This is a genomic window from Shewanella sp. SP2S2-6 (assembly GCF_031931965.1).
In the GTDB taxonomy this organism is placed as follows: Bacteria; Pseudomonadota; Gammaproteobacteria; order Enterobacterales; family Shewanellaceae; genus Shewanella; species Shewanella baltica.
In genome coordinates, this window is record NZ_JAUOEQ010000001.1 from 75,052 (window position 1) to 91,307 (window position 16,256).

12 protein-coding genes are annotated in these 16,256 nt (G+C 48.2%); 3 read left to right on the top strand and 9 right to left on the bottom strand.

What is annotated here, in order from left to right; genetic code table 11:
• Positions 1-100 precede the first annotated feature (100 nt).
• Both Q4Q57_RS00345 and Q4Q57_RS00350 read left to right on the top strand, forming a co-directional pair.
• Positions 101-2,695 carry an FAD-binding protein gene (locus Q4Q57_RS00345; RefSeq protein ID WP_311889217.1) on the top strand — a complete coding sequence of 865 codons (2,595 nt, stop codon included), beginning with the start codon at positions 101-103 and terminating at the stop codon, positions 2,693-2,695.
• Between the two features lie 344 nt (positions 2,696-3,039).
• Complete coding sequence (locus Q4Q57_RS00350) at positions 3,040-3,564, top strand: lipocalin family protein (RefSeq protein WP_311889218.1); 525 nt, start codon at positions 3,040-3,042, stop codon at positions 3,562-3,564.
• Between the two features lie 158 nt (positions 3,565-3,722).
• Here Q4Q57_RS00350 and Q4Q57_RS00355 read toward each other — a convergent pair whose 3' ends face one another.
• Both Q4Q57_RS00355 and Q4Q57_RS00360 read right to left on the bottom strand, forming a co-directional pair.
• Positions 3,723-5,315 carry an ABC-F family ATPase gene (locus tag Q4Q57_RS00355; protein WP_311889219.1) on the bottom strand — a complete coding sequence of 531 codons (1,593 nt, stop codon included), beginning with the start codon at positions 5,313-5,315 and terminating at the stop codon, positions 3,723-3,725.
• Positions 5,316-5,682: 367 nt separating this feature from the next.
• The gene (locus Q4Q57_RS00360; RefSeq protein WP_311889220.1) at positions 5,683-7,917 is read right to left on the bottom strand and encodes a heavy metal translocating P-type ATPase; all 2,235 of its coding nucleotides are present in this window, start codon (positions 7,915-7,917) and stop codon (positions 5,683-5,685) included.
• Between the two features lie 148 nt (positions 7,918-8,065).
• Here Q4Q57_RS00360 and Q4Q57_RS00365 point away from each other — a divergent pair, with 148 nt between their 5' ends.
• Positions 8,066-8,575, top strand: coding sequence for a MerR family DNA-binding protein (locus Q4Q57_RS00365; protein WP_311889221.1), 510 nt, complete (start codon positions 8,066-8,068; stop codon positions 8,573-8,575).
• A gap of 14 nt (positions 8,576-8,589) precedes the next feature.
• On the opposite strand, the gene Q4Q57_RS00370 is transcribed toward Q4Q57_RS00365, so the two are convergent.
• The 7 genes from Q4Q57_RS00370 to Q4Q57_RS00400 all read right to left on the bottom strand — a co-directional run bounded on the left by Q4Q57_RS00370 (position 8,590) and on the right by Q4Q57_RS00400 (position 16,163).
• The gene (locus Q4Q57_RS00370) at positions 8,590-10,638 is read right to left on the bottom strand and encodes a prolyl oligopeptidase family serine peptidase (protein ID WP_311889222.1); all 2,049 of its coding nucleotides are present in this window, start codon (positions 10,636-10,638) and stop codon (positions 8,590-8,592) included.
• A 63-nt stretch (positions 10,639-10,701) separates the two neighbouring features.
• Positions 10,702-10,944 (bottom strand): hypothetical protein, encoded by a 243-nt coding sequence (locus Q4Q57_RS00375; protein WP_006081033.1) that lies wholly within the window; start codon positions 10,942-10,944, stop codon positions 10,702-10,704.
• Positions 10,945-11,159: 215 nt separating this feature from the next.
• Positions 11,160-11,918: an SDR family oxidoreductase gene (locus Q4Q57_RS00380; RefSeq protein ID WP_006081032.1), complete on the bottom strand. Its 759-nt coding sequence runs from the start codon at positions 11,916-11,918 to the stop codon at positions 11,160-11,162.
• Between the two features lie 24 nt (positions 11,919-11,942).
• Positions 11,943-12,845: a 3-hydroxyisobutyrate dehydrogenase gene (gene mmsB, locus Q4Q57_RS00385; RefSeq protein WP_006085281.1), complete on the bottom strand. Its 903-nt coding sequence runs from the start codon at positions 12,843-12,845 to the stop codon at positions 11,943-11,945.
• A 176-nt stretch (positions 12,846-13,021) separates the two neighbouring features.
• Positions 13,022-14,173 carry an enoyl-CoA hydratase/isomerase family protein gene (locus tag Q4Q57_RS00390; RefSeq protein WP_012588100.1) on the bottom strand — a complete coding sequence of 384 codons (1,152 nt, stop codon included), beginning with the start codon at positions 14,171-14,173 and terminating at the stop codon, positions 13,022-13,024.
• Positions 14,173-14,946 (bottom strand): enoyl-CoA hydratase, encoded by a 774-nt coding sequence (locus tag Q4Q57_RS00395; RefSeq protein ID WP_006081029.1) that lies wholly within the window; start codon positions 14,944-14,946, stop codon positions 14,173-14,175. Before Q4Q57_RS00395 ends, Q4Q57_RS00390 begins: the two co-directional genes overlap by 1 nt.
• Positions 14,947-15,005: 59 nt before the next feature.
• Positions 15,006-16,163, bottom strand: a complete 1,158-nt coding sequence (locus Q4Q57_RS00400; protein ID WP_011846382.1) for an acyl-CoA dehydrogenase family protein — start codon at positions 16,161-16,163, stop codon at positions 15,006-15,008.
• Between the last annotated feature and the right edge of the window lie 93 nt (positions 16,164-16,256).

Here is a 16,256-nt window from a genome sequence, read left to right on the forward strand (position 1 = left end):
CTTAGTTACCCGCGATGGATTAACCACGGGATGAATTACCCCAGTTGCGCTTTAGCGCACTGAGGTAAAACACGCAAAGCACACGAAAGGACGCACGAATATGAATAAGCTTGAGGCATCAAGAAATATACGGGCAGTGATTGAAAAAAGCTTACCCGTGAGCACGTCACCCCTTGCCATATTTACTTGCCAGTGTTGGGTAAAAACCAGCGCAGGTGGGCGTGTGTTCCATTATAAAACCGATCGAGAAGATACCTATTTCGCGGTGGATATTAATTCACTGGGGCATATTGAATGCGTGATTAATACCACCTTGCTGCGGGTTGAGGCAATTTCAACCTTAGGTGGACTTAACGACAGCCAGTGGCACTTATTGTCTATCTGCCATGAATACCATGAAATCAATTGTTATGTGGATGGTGAAATTACCCATACACAACTCAATAATCTGTCACTGGTTGCTGACAATGAGTTTTTAATTGAAAACGTGTCATTACCCAATCACCGCGACACTCATTTCGATGGTGAAATATTTGGCATAACTTTACTTAATCGATTATTAACCCGAACCGAAATCGTCGACTATTATCGTAATCCGGCGCAACAAAAATCGATTACCGAAAATAACCTTTACATTTATCAGCATCATGATGTATATAATTTTCGTGATGAAAACGTTATCCCACTTCAAAGACAAAAAGTGCTGCTGGTCATATTTAATGATACTGAATATCAATTCATAAAAACCACCGCGGATAGCAACGCCTATAATCAACAACTGCCTAAGATTATTCCGCCCCACGAACGCCGGGCCTATATTATTGAGTGTGACTATAACACTTGGCCTAATTTTAATTATGTCGTTAATTACGCGGCGAGCAATCAAGCGGATACCACCCTCAATATCGAAGTATTTAAATCGCTGACGGCCTATCGTTCGAACATTAAAGTGACCGTCGCGAATGAACTCGAACGGGATTGTTTGATTATGCAATCGACCGAAGAAGAATTAAGTGCAGAAGTGCGGATCAGTGAAAACTTAGTGATCACCCAAGCCAAAAACTTTGTTAATTTCATCAATGAAGTTCGCGCACACATTCCGGCCGACAATATTATTACCGCTGGCCATTATTATAGTGAGCAACAATTCTCGGTCAGCACGGGTAAGCAAATGATTGCCTACCAACAGGCTTGCCAGCTGTTCAACCGCAGGTTACAAAAAAAGCCTCTGGCGATCATCAAATGCACTTCCACTGAAGAAGTTAAAATCGCCTATAAAGCGGCTATCGATTATAACTTGCCGATCAGCGTGCGCTCGGGTGGGAATGATCACGAAGGTGAAAGCTCTGAGACCAATACCATAGTGTTGGATCTGCTGAAGATGGATAGCCTCACTTTAGATCCCATCACAGGTATTGCGGCCATTGGCCCAGGCAATCGCTTTATCAATCTCACCACAGCCCTTGCGAAAAAAGGCGTGATGATCCCCCATGGCACCAGTGGCAGCGTTGCCTTAGCGGGATTTATTATGGGCGGCGGCTCAGGACCTTGGACCCGCAAATACGGCATGTGCTGCGAATCCCTATTACAGGCAGAAATTGTCCTTGGCATTGGTGAAACCCAAGTCGTCTCGGTTGCCAATAAACCTGAGTTACTCTGGGCGCTCAAGGGTGGCGGCGGATTAAGTTACGGCATAGTGACCCGCTTTTTTGTGCAAACCTTTCCACTACCGCCTTGCCTGCTCAAGTTTGAATTAGAGTGGAATTGCTATGATAAACAAACCCATGAACTCATTGAGCACACCCCAACCAAAGACATTTTACAGCGCTGGGAAGCCATCATTAATGCCGACAGCACAGGCTGTTTGATTGGTACCAATCTCAAGATAAATGCCAGACATTTCCCCGCAGAACAACACAAAACGCCTGACATAGACACAGAGTCGATTAAGCATAACTGCTTGATGTATGGCTTTTGGGAAGGCAATTCCGCCAGTCTGAATCACTTTATCCAGACACAATTTAATGAGTTTGACCTAGTCCCCAATGATATTCGCATCGAGGGTATGGGCGGACTCACCAAAGCCTACGGTGAAAACTTAATGGCCAATTGGGAAAGGGAATCTTTTCATCATCTGCAAGCGGACTTGCAAGGCATAAACCGCTCACCGACGCCACCCGATTTGGATGAGCCCGCGCCCCATAAAGTTACCTCGCGCTTAGTCAATCAAACGGGGCTAAGGGACGGTTATAAGCCACTGCTTGAAAGCTTAACTTCTCGCTATGTGCTTGAAGGTAATCGCCAATTGGGGCTATTTACCTATGTTACCCTTGGCGCCATTGCGGGCGATTATTATCGCACTATGGGCGAAGAGCAAAAGAGCCGCAGCGCCTTCCCCTACAAGGACAGACAATACACGATTCAATATCAAACTTGGTGGAATAACGCGCTGCAAGAGAAACAACAATTGCAGGATAGCCAAGTGTTTACTCGCATTAATCGCGCACTCGATTGGATTGATGCCAGCCGAAATTATGACATCCCCAACACCTCGGGCGCCTTTATCAGCTTCAAAGATAAGGCCATCCCCACTGATGTGTACTTCGACCATAACTACGCCGCGTTAAAACGGATTAAGGCGGCCTACAGCCAAGATAGCTTTAACCATTTCCGCTCACGTAAAAGCATTATTTAGTTAATATATCGGCATAGCCTAGGGTGAGTTTTTAAGGCAAAATCGACGCCGTCCACAGGACGGTGTCGGCTATTTTCGCCCATTATTTCTTTGCCGAGAAACTCACCCGCTTAAGCATAGCAAGCGTGGTCGTCGCGCTGATGGGCTTTATCAGTCAACGCAAAGTTCAGATTGCAAGCGAGTAAGCCACAAGGCTTCGCCGAGACGACTTTAGACAACAGAACTTTAACCAACAGAAGCCAAGTTGCTGAAATAATATGAAGAAAATAGTGTAAGCTCGACAGAGGATTGATTGAACATTTAACTTAAGATGTGCAACTAAGACTTAAGATCAGGAGGTCAAATTGAGAAAGCTACTGTTAGTCATCAGTATATTTTTGCTCAGCGGTTGTTTAGGCATGCCTAAATTGGTTAAACCCGTTAATGATTTTGAGCTGAATAAATACTTAGGTAAATGGTACGAAATTGCGCGCTTAGATCATTCATTTGAAAAGGGGTTAAGCCAAGTTAGTGCAGAATACAGCCTGAAAGACGATGGCGGTGTGATGGTTATTAACCGTGGATTTTCAGCGGCTAAAAACGAATGGAAAGAAGCCGAAGGTAAGGCCTATTTTGTCAATGGGGATTCAGAAGGCTATTTGAAAGTCTCCTTCTTTGGGCCATTTTATGGATCGTATGTGGTCTTCGAATTAGATCATGAAAACTATCAATACGCTTTTATATCAGGGCCCGACACGGATTATTTGTGGCTACTGGCTAAAACTCCGACTGTGCCACCCGAGGTGCTGCAAAAGTTTGTTGAAATGTCTAAAGCCCGCGGATTTGATACCGACAGTTTGATTTATGTGCAGCAAGAGTCTGCGCAATAACGAGCGTCGCTAATGCGCTAGAATCAAGTGCATAAAAAACTAATCGCTAGATAATAGACAGATAACAGATACAAAAACGCCGCAATGCATTGCGGCGTTTTTATTGATGCTGCATTTAGATGCATGCATTTACACATGCAGCTAAATCAAGAATAACCTTAGACTTCGATGCCTTTACTGGCAAGGAACTCATCGTAAGTGCCTCTGAAGTCATTCACGCCTGTGTGAGTCACTTCAAGGATACGGTTTGCCAGCGACGATACGAATGCACGGTCATGACTCACGAAAATCAAGGTGCCTTCGTACATTTCCAGTGCGTTGTTCAATGATTCGATCGATTCCATATCCATGTGGTTGGTCGGTTCGTCGAGCACTAAAATGTTGGCTTTTTGCATGATGAGCTTGCCGAATAACATACGGCCTTTCTCACCACCAGACAGCACTTTGACTGACTTTTTAATGTCGTCAGAGCCAAACAACATACGGCCTAAAATGCCACGTACCGATTGGTCGTCATCTTCTGGTTTGCGCCATTGGCTCATCCACTCGAACAAGGTCATATCGTTAGCGAAATCAGACTCATGATCCTGTGCATAGTAACCAATGTTGGCGTTTTCAGACCATTGGATAGTACCTGCATCCTGCGGGATATCGTGGATCAGGGTACGTAACAGGGTCGTTTTACCGATACCGTTTTCACCCAGTACCGCAATGCGCTCGCCCACTTCAACAATCAAGTCTAAGTCTTTAAATAGTGGCTTATCGTAACCTTTAGTCAGATTTTCAATCACTAAAGCATTACGGAACAATTTCTTCTCTTGCTCGAAACGAATGAAGGGGTTCACACGGCTAGAGGCTTTGACTTCGTCTAACTTAATCTTGTCGATTTGACGGGCACGAGAGGTGGCTTGTTTCGCCTTAGACGCGTTAGCCGAGAAGCGTGCTACGAAGGTTTGCAGCTCAGAGATCTGGGCTTTTTTCTTCGCATTATCAGACAATAAACGCTCGCGAGCTTGGGTAGCCGCTTGCATGTATTCGTCGTAGTTACCTGGGTAAACGCGCAATTCGCCGTAGTCTAAGTCAGCCATGTGAGTACAAACTGAGTTTAAGAAATATCTATCATGCGAAATAATAACCATAGTACTGCTACGTTGGTTCAACATGTCTTGTAACCAACGGATAGTGTCGATGTCCAAGTTGTTGGTAGGTTCGTCGAGCAGCAGCACGTCTGGATCAGAGAACAGGGCTTGCGCTAACAGTACACGCAGTTTTAAACCCGGAGCGATTTCAGACATCAAACCAAAATGGCTGTCGATACCGATACCCACACCTAACAGCAATTCACCGGCGCGAGATTCGGCGGTATAACCGTCCATCTCAGCAAAATCCATCTCTAGGTTGGCTACAGTAATGCCGTCTTCTTCACTCATTTCAGGTAAAGAATAAATACGGTCACGCTCTTGCTTTACCTTCCACAGTTCGCGGTGGCCCATGATCACGGTATCGATCAGGTTGAATTCTTCATAACCGAACTGGTTCTGGCTTAGTTTACCCAGACGCTCATTCACATCTAACGAGACGTTACCGCTGCTAGGGTCTAGATCACCACACAGGATCTTCATGAAGGTCGATTTACCACAGCCATTTGCGCCGATAAGACCGTAACGGTTACCACCGCCAAATTTAACTGAGATGTTTTCAAACAGTGGCTTAGCGCCGAACTGCATGGTGATATTTGCTGTTGTGATCAAAATGAACTTCCAAATCGAGTAATGTTGGCCGAGCCAGCTGGCGCCGCTTTAAATAAGCATAAACCAAATAACGCTATGCCGAAGGGGTAAAAATAAACGTGGCACTATAGCAGTTTGGGCTAAATTATCAACTACCAAGGCTGATCAAAAGCCAGAGGGAATGCCGAAATCGCCGCACAATGCCTGCGTGAGAAGCGTAATTAATTTTACCCTATTGGCTTAGCTTTCAATGTATTCGAGCAGAATGACAATCTGATGACCTTTAGCGTCGCAAAGCTTGCCGACGCAAAGGGCTAATGTGGACATAGCCCTAAGCTAACTCAAGATACCCGTTTCAACATTTTGAGTTAGCTTAGGTATCGACAGCTTATAACTTCTGCCGTCTTAAGCGGTTGGCGTTCGTGACGACAGTGAGTGAAGACAAAGCCATGGCGGCACCCGCGATCACAGGGCTTAATAACATGCCCGTGAGTGGATAAAGCACGCCTGCCGCAACCGGAATGCCTAAGCTGTTATACACAAAGGCGCCAAACAGATTCTGCTTAATATTGGTAATTGTCGCCCGCGATAATGCCAATAAGTTAGCAATCACTATCAACTGCTGCGACAGCAAGGTAATATCCGCACTTTCAATCGCCACCTCAGTGCCCGATCCCATAGCAATCCCCACATCGGCGCTCATCAGAGCAGGCGCATCGTTAATGCCATCCCCTACCATAGCCACCACATGTCCTTGCTTTTGCAAATCCAGCACATGCTGTTGTTTTTGCTCGGGGAGTACCCCGGCAATCACTTCAGTGATGCCCACTTGGTCGGCCACCGCCTGCGCCGTTTGTGGGTTATCCCCCGTTAACAGCACAACGCGAATCCCCCTTTGCAGCATGGCCGCGATGGCGTCTTTAGCATCGGGTTTAATCGGATCGGCAAGCGCGATAGTGGCCACTAACTTGCCCGCTTTGGCGACATAAATCGGAGTTTTACCTTGATTTGCAAAGCTTAATGTCGCTTTTGGATCTAAGGCACTGCCATCGGAATTGACAATATCCAATGCCGTCATCAAGGCGAGATTACCAATCGCCAGCGATACACCATCGACCTTGCCCTCAATCCCCTTACCTTGATGGTTCGTAAATGCCTGTGTGTCGGGCAATTGCGACAAGGATTCCTTGGCATAACTAACAATCGCCCCCGCTAACGGATGCTCAGAGTGCTGCTCAAGACTCGCAATCTCGCCCAGCAAAGTCTCTTTGTCGGCATCACTCAGCGTTTGCACTAAATTAAAATCAGTGACTTGCGGCTTGCCTAAGGTGACAGTGCCGGTTTTATCCAGTACCACACAATCGACTTTACTGGCGGTTTGCAAGGCCTCACCATTTTTGACTAACACGCCCATTTGGGCGGCGCGGCCAACGGCCACCATAATAGACATAGGTGTCGCCAGCCCCAGCGCACAGGGGCACGCTATGATGAGCACGCTCGTCAGCACCACTAACGCATGGCTTAAGGCGGGTGCTGGCCCCACAAAATACCAAATTGCCGCCGCCAACAGCGCTATAGCCACCACAGTCGGGACAAATACCGCTGAGATTCTGTCAGCCAATCGACCTATGGGTAATTTCGAGGTTTGCGCTTGCTGCACCAGTGCGATGATTTTGGCGAGTTTGGTATCTTCTTGCCCCGCCGTTACTCGGTAAACTAAGCTGCCGTTGCCATTGACTGTACCCGCACTCACACTGTCGCCGCGATTTTTAAGCACGGGAATGGGCTCACCTGTGAGCATGGCTTCATCGAGTAGGGATTGCCCCGTTTCAACCTCACCATCGAGGGCAACTCGGTCACCGGGGCGCAAACGCAGCTTATCGCCCAGTTTCAGCTGACTTATCTCAACCTTTTCATCGCCCTTATCTGTGATCCGAATCGCAGTGGTGGATTGCAATCCAAGTAATCGCTGCACCGCTTCACTGGTTTTGCCCCGCGCTTTAAGTTCGAGTCCGTGACCTAAGTTAATCAAACCTAGAATCATCACACTCGCCTCAAAGTACACATGGCGGGTATCCATAGGGAATGCGCTCGGCATAATGACCACCAGCATGGAATAAGCCCATGCCGTACTGGTGCCCAGCACAATCAGCGTATCCATGTTAGTGGTTTTGGCTTTTAGCGCCCGCCACATGCCTTGATAGAAATGTCCGCCCGTGGTGACAAGCAAGGCCAAGGTGACCAGTCCCATAATGCCCCAGCCAAGCTGCATAGCTGGACTGTTGATCATCATCTCGCCGCCCAATAATCCCCACAGCATCATAGGCACGCCCACAACGAGCGCCGCTATGGCTTGGCGCATCCGCAGCCGATACTCAGTGGCATCTTCTAGGCGTTTTTCTTCGGCGGCGACTTTTGCATCCACCACTACCTGAGCCGGATAACCTGCTTTTTCCATCACAATTAAGACAGCATCGGCGCTCATCTTGCCTTCTACCGTCACTTGTTTATCGGCGAGATTCACACGCGCTTCGACGCCCGCTTGGGCGGCAAACGCCTTTTCAATTTTCGCGACGCAGCCAGCGCAATTCATATTGGCGACATAGAGTCTGGTCATAGACATGGGAGATCCCTCACTTGATGTTTTACACTATAGGTCTAAGATAAAGTCTCCCATTGCGGGAGAGTCAAGGATGAATTTGCTCAATGTGATCACATCGACAATTAATTGCTGGGCGAAAAACCATTCAGTTGGAAAAATAGAGGTCAAGATGAAGATAGGCGAAGTGGCAAAACAAACGGGCTTAAGTGTTAAGAGTATCCGTTATTACCATGATATTGGCTTAGTGTGCGGCGAGCGCAATGAGGCGGGTTATCGGGTTTATCGCCATCAAGATATTGAAGCGCTTAAGTTTGTGCATCAATGTCGCGACTTAGGTTTTAGCCTAGAGGATTGCAAATCCTTGCTTGGCCTTAAGGGCAATGAAAGCCGGAATGCCGAAGATGTTAAACAACTTACCCGCACTCACCTTGCCTATGTCGAAGAGCAAATCAATAAGTTGCAACAGCTTAGGGCGCAATTACAACACATGGTGACCCAATGCCAAGGCGGCGATCAGCCTCACTGCGCGATTATCGATAGCCTAAGCCATGAGGACAACGAGAGTCATGGGAGTCATGAGACTGACGAAGACAAATCCCAAAAAGACCAAAGCCTGCACGATGCAGGCTCTGAGTGTTGTCGTAAAGCCAGTCGCACTAGCGACGGCCAAGAGTCATAACGGTAAATACTGCGTTATTGATTGCGGACTAAGGTCGGCTTTAACGCCGCAGCATTATCCAGTACCAATGTTGCTAGCTTACCCGCAGGGGTGAAGTTAAACACTTGCCCATAAAATGCGAGTTCGGTCTCTAATCCTGCGGCCCTGTGTTCGGGCTTCCAACCGCCGTGTGGCTCATCTTGATAGGCAATATAAGCCGTTGGCACACCTCTGACTTTTAATGCCTCATAAATTTGTCGCGACTGCTGTGGCGGCACAATTTGATCCCGCAAGCCTTGAAAAATTAACAAGGGCTCATTCAAGCCTTCAAGATGATACAACGGCGACAACTCCCTATAGCGGGCTTGATTGTTCGCATAGGGACCAATGAGCTGATCTAAATACCCAGTCTCAAACTTATGGGTACTCTTGGCCAGCTGTTCAAAATCACTGATCCCCGCGTAACTGACACCCGCTTGAAACACATCATAAAAAGCCAAGGACGACATCACAGTCAACCCACCTGCGCTTACGCCTCGAATCGCCAGCTTTTGTCCATCAACCCAACCTTTATCGACTAAATAACGGGCCGCATTGACCGCATCTTCCACATCAGCTTGGCCCCATTTGCCGTAAATACTCTGACGATAGGCACGGCCAAAACCACTGCTACCGCGAAAGTTAACATCGAGCACCGCAAAGCCACGGCTGGTCCAAAATTGAATGTCACTGCGATAAGCCAGACTCGCCCGCGCTGTTGGGCCGCCGTGCAACATTACTATCAGCGGCGGGCAGGTATCATGGGGCGCAGTATAGTTGGGGTTAACTGGCCCATAAAAATAACCGTAGGCTTGCTGGTTAACGCCGGTTTTAAAGGTGATATTTTTTGCCCGAGAAATATAATTGGGATCAAGCTTTGGCAAGTTAGGCGTATACACCAACTCAGTGCCACGGCCGATGACTTTATAAATGCCCTTCTCTGGCGTTGCCTTAGCGCCAACAAAATAAACAGCATCTTCGCCCCTGATCACTTGGGTGATTTCGCCGAAATCGACGGCTAAGGACTCGGTCAAACCCGAATCCAAATGCAACCGAATTAGCGCCGCCTGACTGCCAAGCATATAACTGGCAATGATGGTTTTTTCGGATTCGAAGGCGTAGTTGTGATTGCCTAAATACCAATCGGCCACGGCAAACTCGGCTTTTTTGTTCAGTACTGGGGCTAAGGTATTTTGTGCTGTGACTCGATAGATATTCCACCAGTTACTGATATCCGACACGACATACAATTGTCCATCAGGGCTGAATAATGGCTGTGTCACGGAAGAATCCGTAGGCGTGTTGACCTTACGAATATTGTGCAGTTGCCCTTTGCGGTCGAGATCGCCAAGCCAGAGAATACTGTTATCCCATGGCATATAGGGATGTTCCCACGTGATCCACGCCAGTTGGCTGTTATCGGGCGAGATGGCAGGCGAAGAAATAAAGTCATGCCCCGAGACAAAGGTATCGCCTTCACCAGCAAAGTTAAGATTGATTGTTACTAGACTCGCCTTGGGCTCACCGGGCTGGCGATGATCCTCGCGCACACAGATAATCCGGGACCCTTTAGGATAAGCGATACAGTCAGCATGACGGGTGCCATTAGGCGTTAACGGCAGGGGTGGTTGATTAGGGGCGAAACGATAAAACAGTTGATCCTGTGCCTTAGTGGCAAACAAACTCTGGCCTATCCCTAAAAAGGCGGCACCGCCGTATTCATGGACGGCGGATTTAACATTAAAGCTTGGCGGCACGACGTCGGCGATATTGCCCTTTTTATCGAGACGCTTAATCCCTACTTGGCCTTGCTTATCACCATCAGATTCAGAGAAATAAATCGCCCCATCTACGCTTTGTAACTCGGCGACATTATCGGCCTGTTCAAATACATCATTCGCCGATAAGGGAGACAGCCAACTGCCATAGGGCGCAACAATACGCCCACCATTATCACTAAGATGCGGTGTTTCTTTGTTCGAGCGCTCGCAAGCCCCCAAACAAAACAAACTCCCTAGCACCCATAAATATCCATGTAACTTCATTGTTTCTCCCCAATGTTTGCCAACTGCACAAACCGAAACAAAATAGGAACTTGCAGAAATTGGTTATTTTTTAAATTTTTTTAAGAACCAATTTACCACTTGCACTTGCTGTACTTGCGTTAAGCCAAAATAAATACACACCCAAGGTGAGATAAGGAAAAACCACGGGATCACGGCCACAGAGCGACCACTGAAGAGCAGAAAAAAGAACCCGCAATAGATCACAATCAACCCTAGGACACCCACGATTAACATCATGCGTTTAGTGATTTTCTCAAGCCAGAGGGCTTTATCCTGCCAAGACATCCGGATGTTAAGCTCCATTACATGCGACAAACATGTATGTAAAGTTATGTAAAAAAACTGGAGAGCGATTGTTGAAGGTTAACAACTAAATGTCAACTCCAACAGTGAAATCTAAATAAATCCAAAGACTGAGTTCAAAATGCCATTATGTTTCTTTACGCAATAAAAAACCGAGCCTCAGCTCGGTTTTTATGAATATCAATAAGATATCGTCATTACAGACGAATACCACCATCGATTTCGAACACGCGACCATTTACATAGTCGTTCTCAATAATAAAGCGTACGGTGGAAGCTATCTCGTCGGCATGACCAAGGCGTCCTACTGGCACTAGCTTCTCTAAACGCTCCAGCGCCTCAGGTTTCATTGCCGCCGTCATCTCAGTAGCGATAACGCCCGGTGCAACCGCTGCGCTACGGATATTGTAACGTGCTAATTCCTTCGCCCAGCCTACAGACATGGCCGCAACGCCCGCTTTGGAGGCGGCGTAGTTTGACTGACCCATGTTACCCGCTTTCGCTAGGCTAGAGATGTTGACAATCACGCCCGCTTGACCGGATTCAATCATGGCCGCTGCCGCTTCACGACCGCAGAGGAAGCTGCCCGTCAAGTTCACATTGATCACAGATTGGAATTGCTCATAAGACATACGGTCGGTGACTTTGCCGTCTTTGGCTTTGACTAACAGGCCATCACGCAGAATACCGGCGTTGTTCACTAACACGTTCACTTGGCCAAAATCTTCGAGAATATAGGCAAAACCTGCCACGACGTCTTCTTCGTCGGTAATGTCTAAGGCATAACCTTGGACTTCAGTGTCCGATCCAAGCTCAGCACAGGCTCGCTCGAGTTTTTCTTGGTCCACGTCGATAAGCGCTATCTTAGCACCCGCCTGCGCAAAATTTTGCGCCATTGCCAGACCTAAGCCACCCGCGCCGCCAGTAATGACGACAACCTTATCTTTTAAATCCATCTGGTTATCCCTTGTTAACTATGTCTATTTTTTAAGTTGTGCAAATTGTTCAAAAATACTGGAAAAATCTCGGCGGCCGTTGCCTTGTCTTGCATGATTCACATACAAGCTGCGGGCTAAAGCGCCCATTGGCGTGCTGGAGTTGCTCAATAATGCGGCTTCTTGGGACAGACCGAGATCTTTAACCATCAAATCTACCATAAAGCCGCCCTGATAGCCCTTAGAAGAAGGTACAGTCTCCATCACACCTGGGCATGGATTATACTTTTCGAGGGTCCAGTTACCACCACTGCTAACCTTCATAATGTCGGACAAGACTTTAGGATCGAGACCATGGTCAATGCCCATTTGCAACGCCTCAGAAGTGCCGACCATCAACACAGATAACAGCATGTTATTGCAGATTTTAGCGACTTGTCCCGCACCTGGGCCACCGGCGTGGAATATGTTCACCCCCATTGCTTTAAGCACTGGCTGACCCCGCTCAAAAGCGCTATCGGAACCACCACAAATAAAGGTTAAAGTACCCGCCGCCGCGCCTGCTGTGCCGCCAGAAACCGGTGCATCCATAAACTCTATGCCGCTTTTAGCCGCTTCGGCCGCTACCAATTGCGCGCTTTGCGCATCGATGGTCGAGCAATCGATCAGTAAGGTATCACCCGCAACCACTTCGAGCAGTCCTTTGTCTGTGCCATTGCCTAAATATAAACTTTTCACATGCTTGCCCGCAGGCAGCATAGTGATCACCACATTGGCACCCGCCGCCGCGCCGCAGGCCGTGCTAGAAACAAAAGCCCCTTGCTCGGCAAGGCTGTGCATGGCTTCTGGGACTAAATCAAATACACGAACCGTCATGCCCGCTTTTAATAAATTGGCTGCCATTGGGCCGCCCATATTACCTAAACCGATAAATGCTACTGTACTCATGCTGTCACTCCTGTGTGCTGATCTCTTTTTAATGTAGTGATACTGCTAGTCCATTGATTATGCTGTCGTTATCACAGAGTAAAGCGAGCTTGGCTGAGCCTATACACTCAGCACTAATCAAGTCTGCGCGAATCAACTCAACGCTTAGCCAAGTCTATGCATAATCAACTCAACGCTTAGCTCAGTTGGCTAAAGGGATGCGACTCGCCCCAAGGAGAAGTCAATATTTGCTCAAGTACAGTGGTAGGCACTGAGTTCACATCCTTAAAGCGCCACTGTGGTTGCCTGTCTTTATCAATCAAGAGTGCGCGAACCCCTTCGCAGAAATCACCATGGGCACACACGTTAACGCTGGCGGTTAATTCCCATTTAAAACATTCAGCTAAGCTTAACTTAGTACCAAGTTGTGATTGGATATTAACCAGATGCCAGCTGATAGGACTGCCAGCAAGGAAGGTGTCGCGCGCCTTCATTAACCAAGCATCCTCCGACGCTAACGTCGACATACGGGTGACAATATCCTCTAAACTCCCCGCCATCAGTCGGTCGATATTATCTTGGCTGTCCGCCAATACACTTTCGCCCTTAGGGATATCCACTTGATTAGATAACTCGTTGATCATGCTATCTAAGCGTTGATGATTAAGCGCCGGTGTATCGCTCCAATCTAAGGTGGCCATGGCATCGAACATCAGTTCTTTGTCGTCACGGTTCAGGTAATGATCCGCAAGGCCCACATAACAGGCATCGGCGGCATTGAGTTGATAGGCCGTGAGCCCTAAAAACAGTCCCATTTTGCCCTGCATACGATTAAGGAAATAGCTGCCGCCTACATCGGGATACAGGCCAATCGTCACTTCAGGCATAGCAATGCGCGAGGTTTCAGTGACGACTCTGTGGCTCGCGCCCGCCATCAAACCGAGCCCGCCGCCCATCACAATCCCGTCGCCCCACACCAACACAGGTTTGCCATAGGTATGCAGTAGATAATCGAGGCGATATTCCTCTTCGAAGAAAACCTTTGCCTCCTCAGTCACTTGTCCTTTAGCGGCAATGGATGCATGGTATAAAGCGCGCACATCACCACCCGCACAAAAAGCCTTCTCACCGCTGCCATCTAACACGATACAAGCGACAAGCGAGTCTTTCTTCCATAGATTGAGCTGGGCCGTCATAGCGCGCACCATGTCTAAATCTAAGGCGTTGAGGGCTTTTTCCACATTGAGTGTCACCACCCCAATCAACTTACCGGACGCGGTGGCTAAGGTTTGAAAAACCACGTTTTGCGTGGTCGTGGCCTGATTTACGTTATCTACTACATTAGTCATTAGCGGTTCTTCCAATCAGCTTTACGTTTGCCCAAAAACGCATTCACGCCTTCGGCCTGATCTTCGGTATCAAATAACCCGACAAATAATTCACGCTCAATCGGCAGCGCTTGGCTACGAGCCATAGTGCGGCCCGCTTGAATGAGTGTCTTGCACGCTGTGACGCTACTTGGGCTTTGGTTAGCGACTTTTACGGCCAACGCGATTGCCGCATTGAGCGCTTCGCCCGTTTCGACCACTTCTTCAACTAAACGCAGATTCAAAGCCTGAGTCGCATCGACGCGCTCGCCGCATAAAATCATCCGCTTAGCCCAACCTTCACCGACTAATGCGGTCAGATTCTGGGTGCCACCCGCGCAAGGTAATAAACCCACGGTCGCTTCAGGCAATGCCATCACAGCTTGAATTTCGGCGATGCGAATATCACAGGCCAGTGCGACTTCTAAGCCGCCGCCCATGGCATAACCGTTAATCGCGGCAATCGATACACCGCGAAATTGACTTAGGGTTTCAAAGGCTTCACCGAAATGCTTTGCCATCGTCGCCGCATTGCCTTTGTCGCCGTCACTAAACAGCTTCAAATCGGCACCGGCGGAGAAGAACTTTTGCCCTTGGCCCGTTAACACTAAGGCGTAAATTTCTTTATTCGCGTTAAGCTCAAGCACTTTGGCTTTAAGCGCCTGCAAACTCTCGGCGGTCCAAGTGTTTGCCGGTGGATTATTCATCGTCAGAATGGCCGTATGGCCTTCGATACGTTCTACTAAATATTCCATCTGTATAGACTCCTTTTATGTTATCGCCAACCGATAAGTCACACTTCTTACGAGTGGACTTAGAGGATTTGTCCTGCATTTTCATCGAGTAAACGACGGGCGATAATTAAGCGCATAATTTCGTTGGTGCCTTCTAAAATCTGGTGCACACGCACATCACGGAAATGACGTTCCAGCGGGTACTCCCTTATATAACCATATCCGCCATGAATTTGCAGCGCCGCATCACAGACTTGAAAGCCCACATCGGTGGCAAAACGTTTTGCCATGGCACAATAGGCAGTGGCTTCAGGATCATGACTATCGAGTTTAAAGGCCGCAAGGCGCACCATTTGGCGGGCTGCAACTAACTCAGTCGCCATATCGGCGAGTTTAAATTGCAATGCTTGGAACGCTGCTAACGGTTTACCAAATTGCTGACGCTCATTCATATACTGAGTTGCACGCTCTAGCGCCGCTTGCGCAGTGCCTACTGAACAGGTCGCAATATTGATACGACCACCGTCTAAGCCTTTCATCGCGAAGGCAAAACCTTGGCCTTCTTCACCGAGCAAGTTGGCCACTGGCACACGCACGTTTTCAAAGGTGATTTGACGGGTCGGCTGGGCATTCCAGCCCATTTTATCTTCGGCCTTACCGTAGATAACACCAGCGGCATCTGCCGGAATGGCAATGGCAGAAATCCCCTTAGGCCCAGCTTGACCCGTGCGGCACATCACCACTAATAGCTCAGTGGCGCCCGCACCTGAGATAAACATCTTAGAACCTGAAATCACATACTCATCACCGTCGCGCACCGCTTTGGTTTGCAAAGATGCGGCGTCTGAACCCGCGCCCGGCTCAGTTAAACAATAGGACGCTAACATTTGCCCTGTGGTTAACGGCTCAGACCAAGTCTGACGCAACGTTTCTGTTCCCCAAGTCGTCACCATCCAAGTGGCCATATTGTGAATGGTCAGCATGGCCGTGGTCGCAGTGCAGCCCTTAGCGAGCTCTTCAAAAATAATCGACGCATCGAGGCGCGATAAGCCCATGCCACCTTCAGATTCAGGCGAATACAGAGAGCAAAAACCCAGCTCACCGGCTTTTTGGATCACGTCTTTGGGGAAATGATGCTCTTCATCCCATTTGGCGGCAAAAGGAGTTAATTCTTCCGCGGCAAACTGGCGCGCAAGATCGGCAAACTGGCGTTGGTCATCGTTGAAATTAAAATCCATTTGGCTCTCCTATGACTCTGTGGTCACTTTTTTATTTAATAAATTGGGCGCCGTAAAGACGCCGCGGTTTATCGATTAATCACTGAGTTTAAT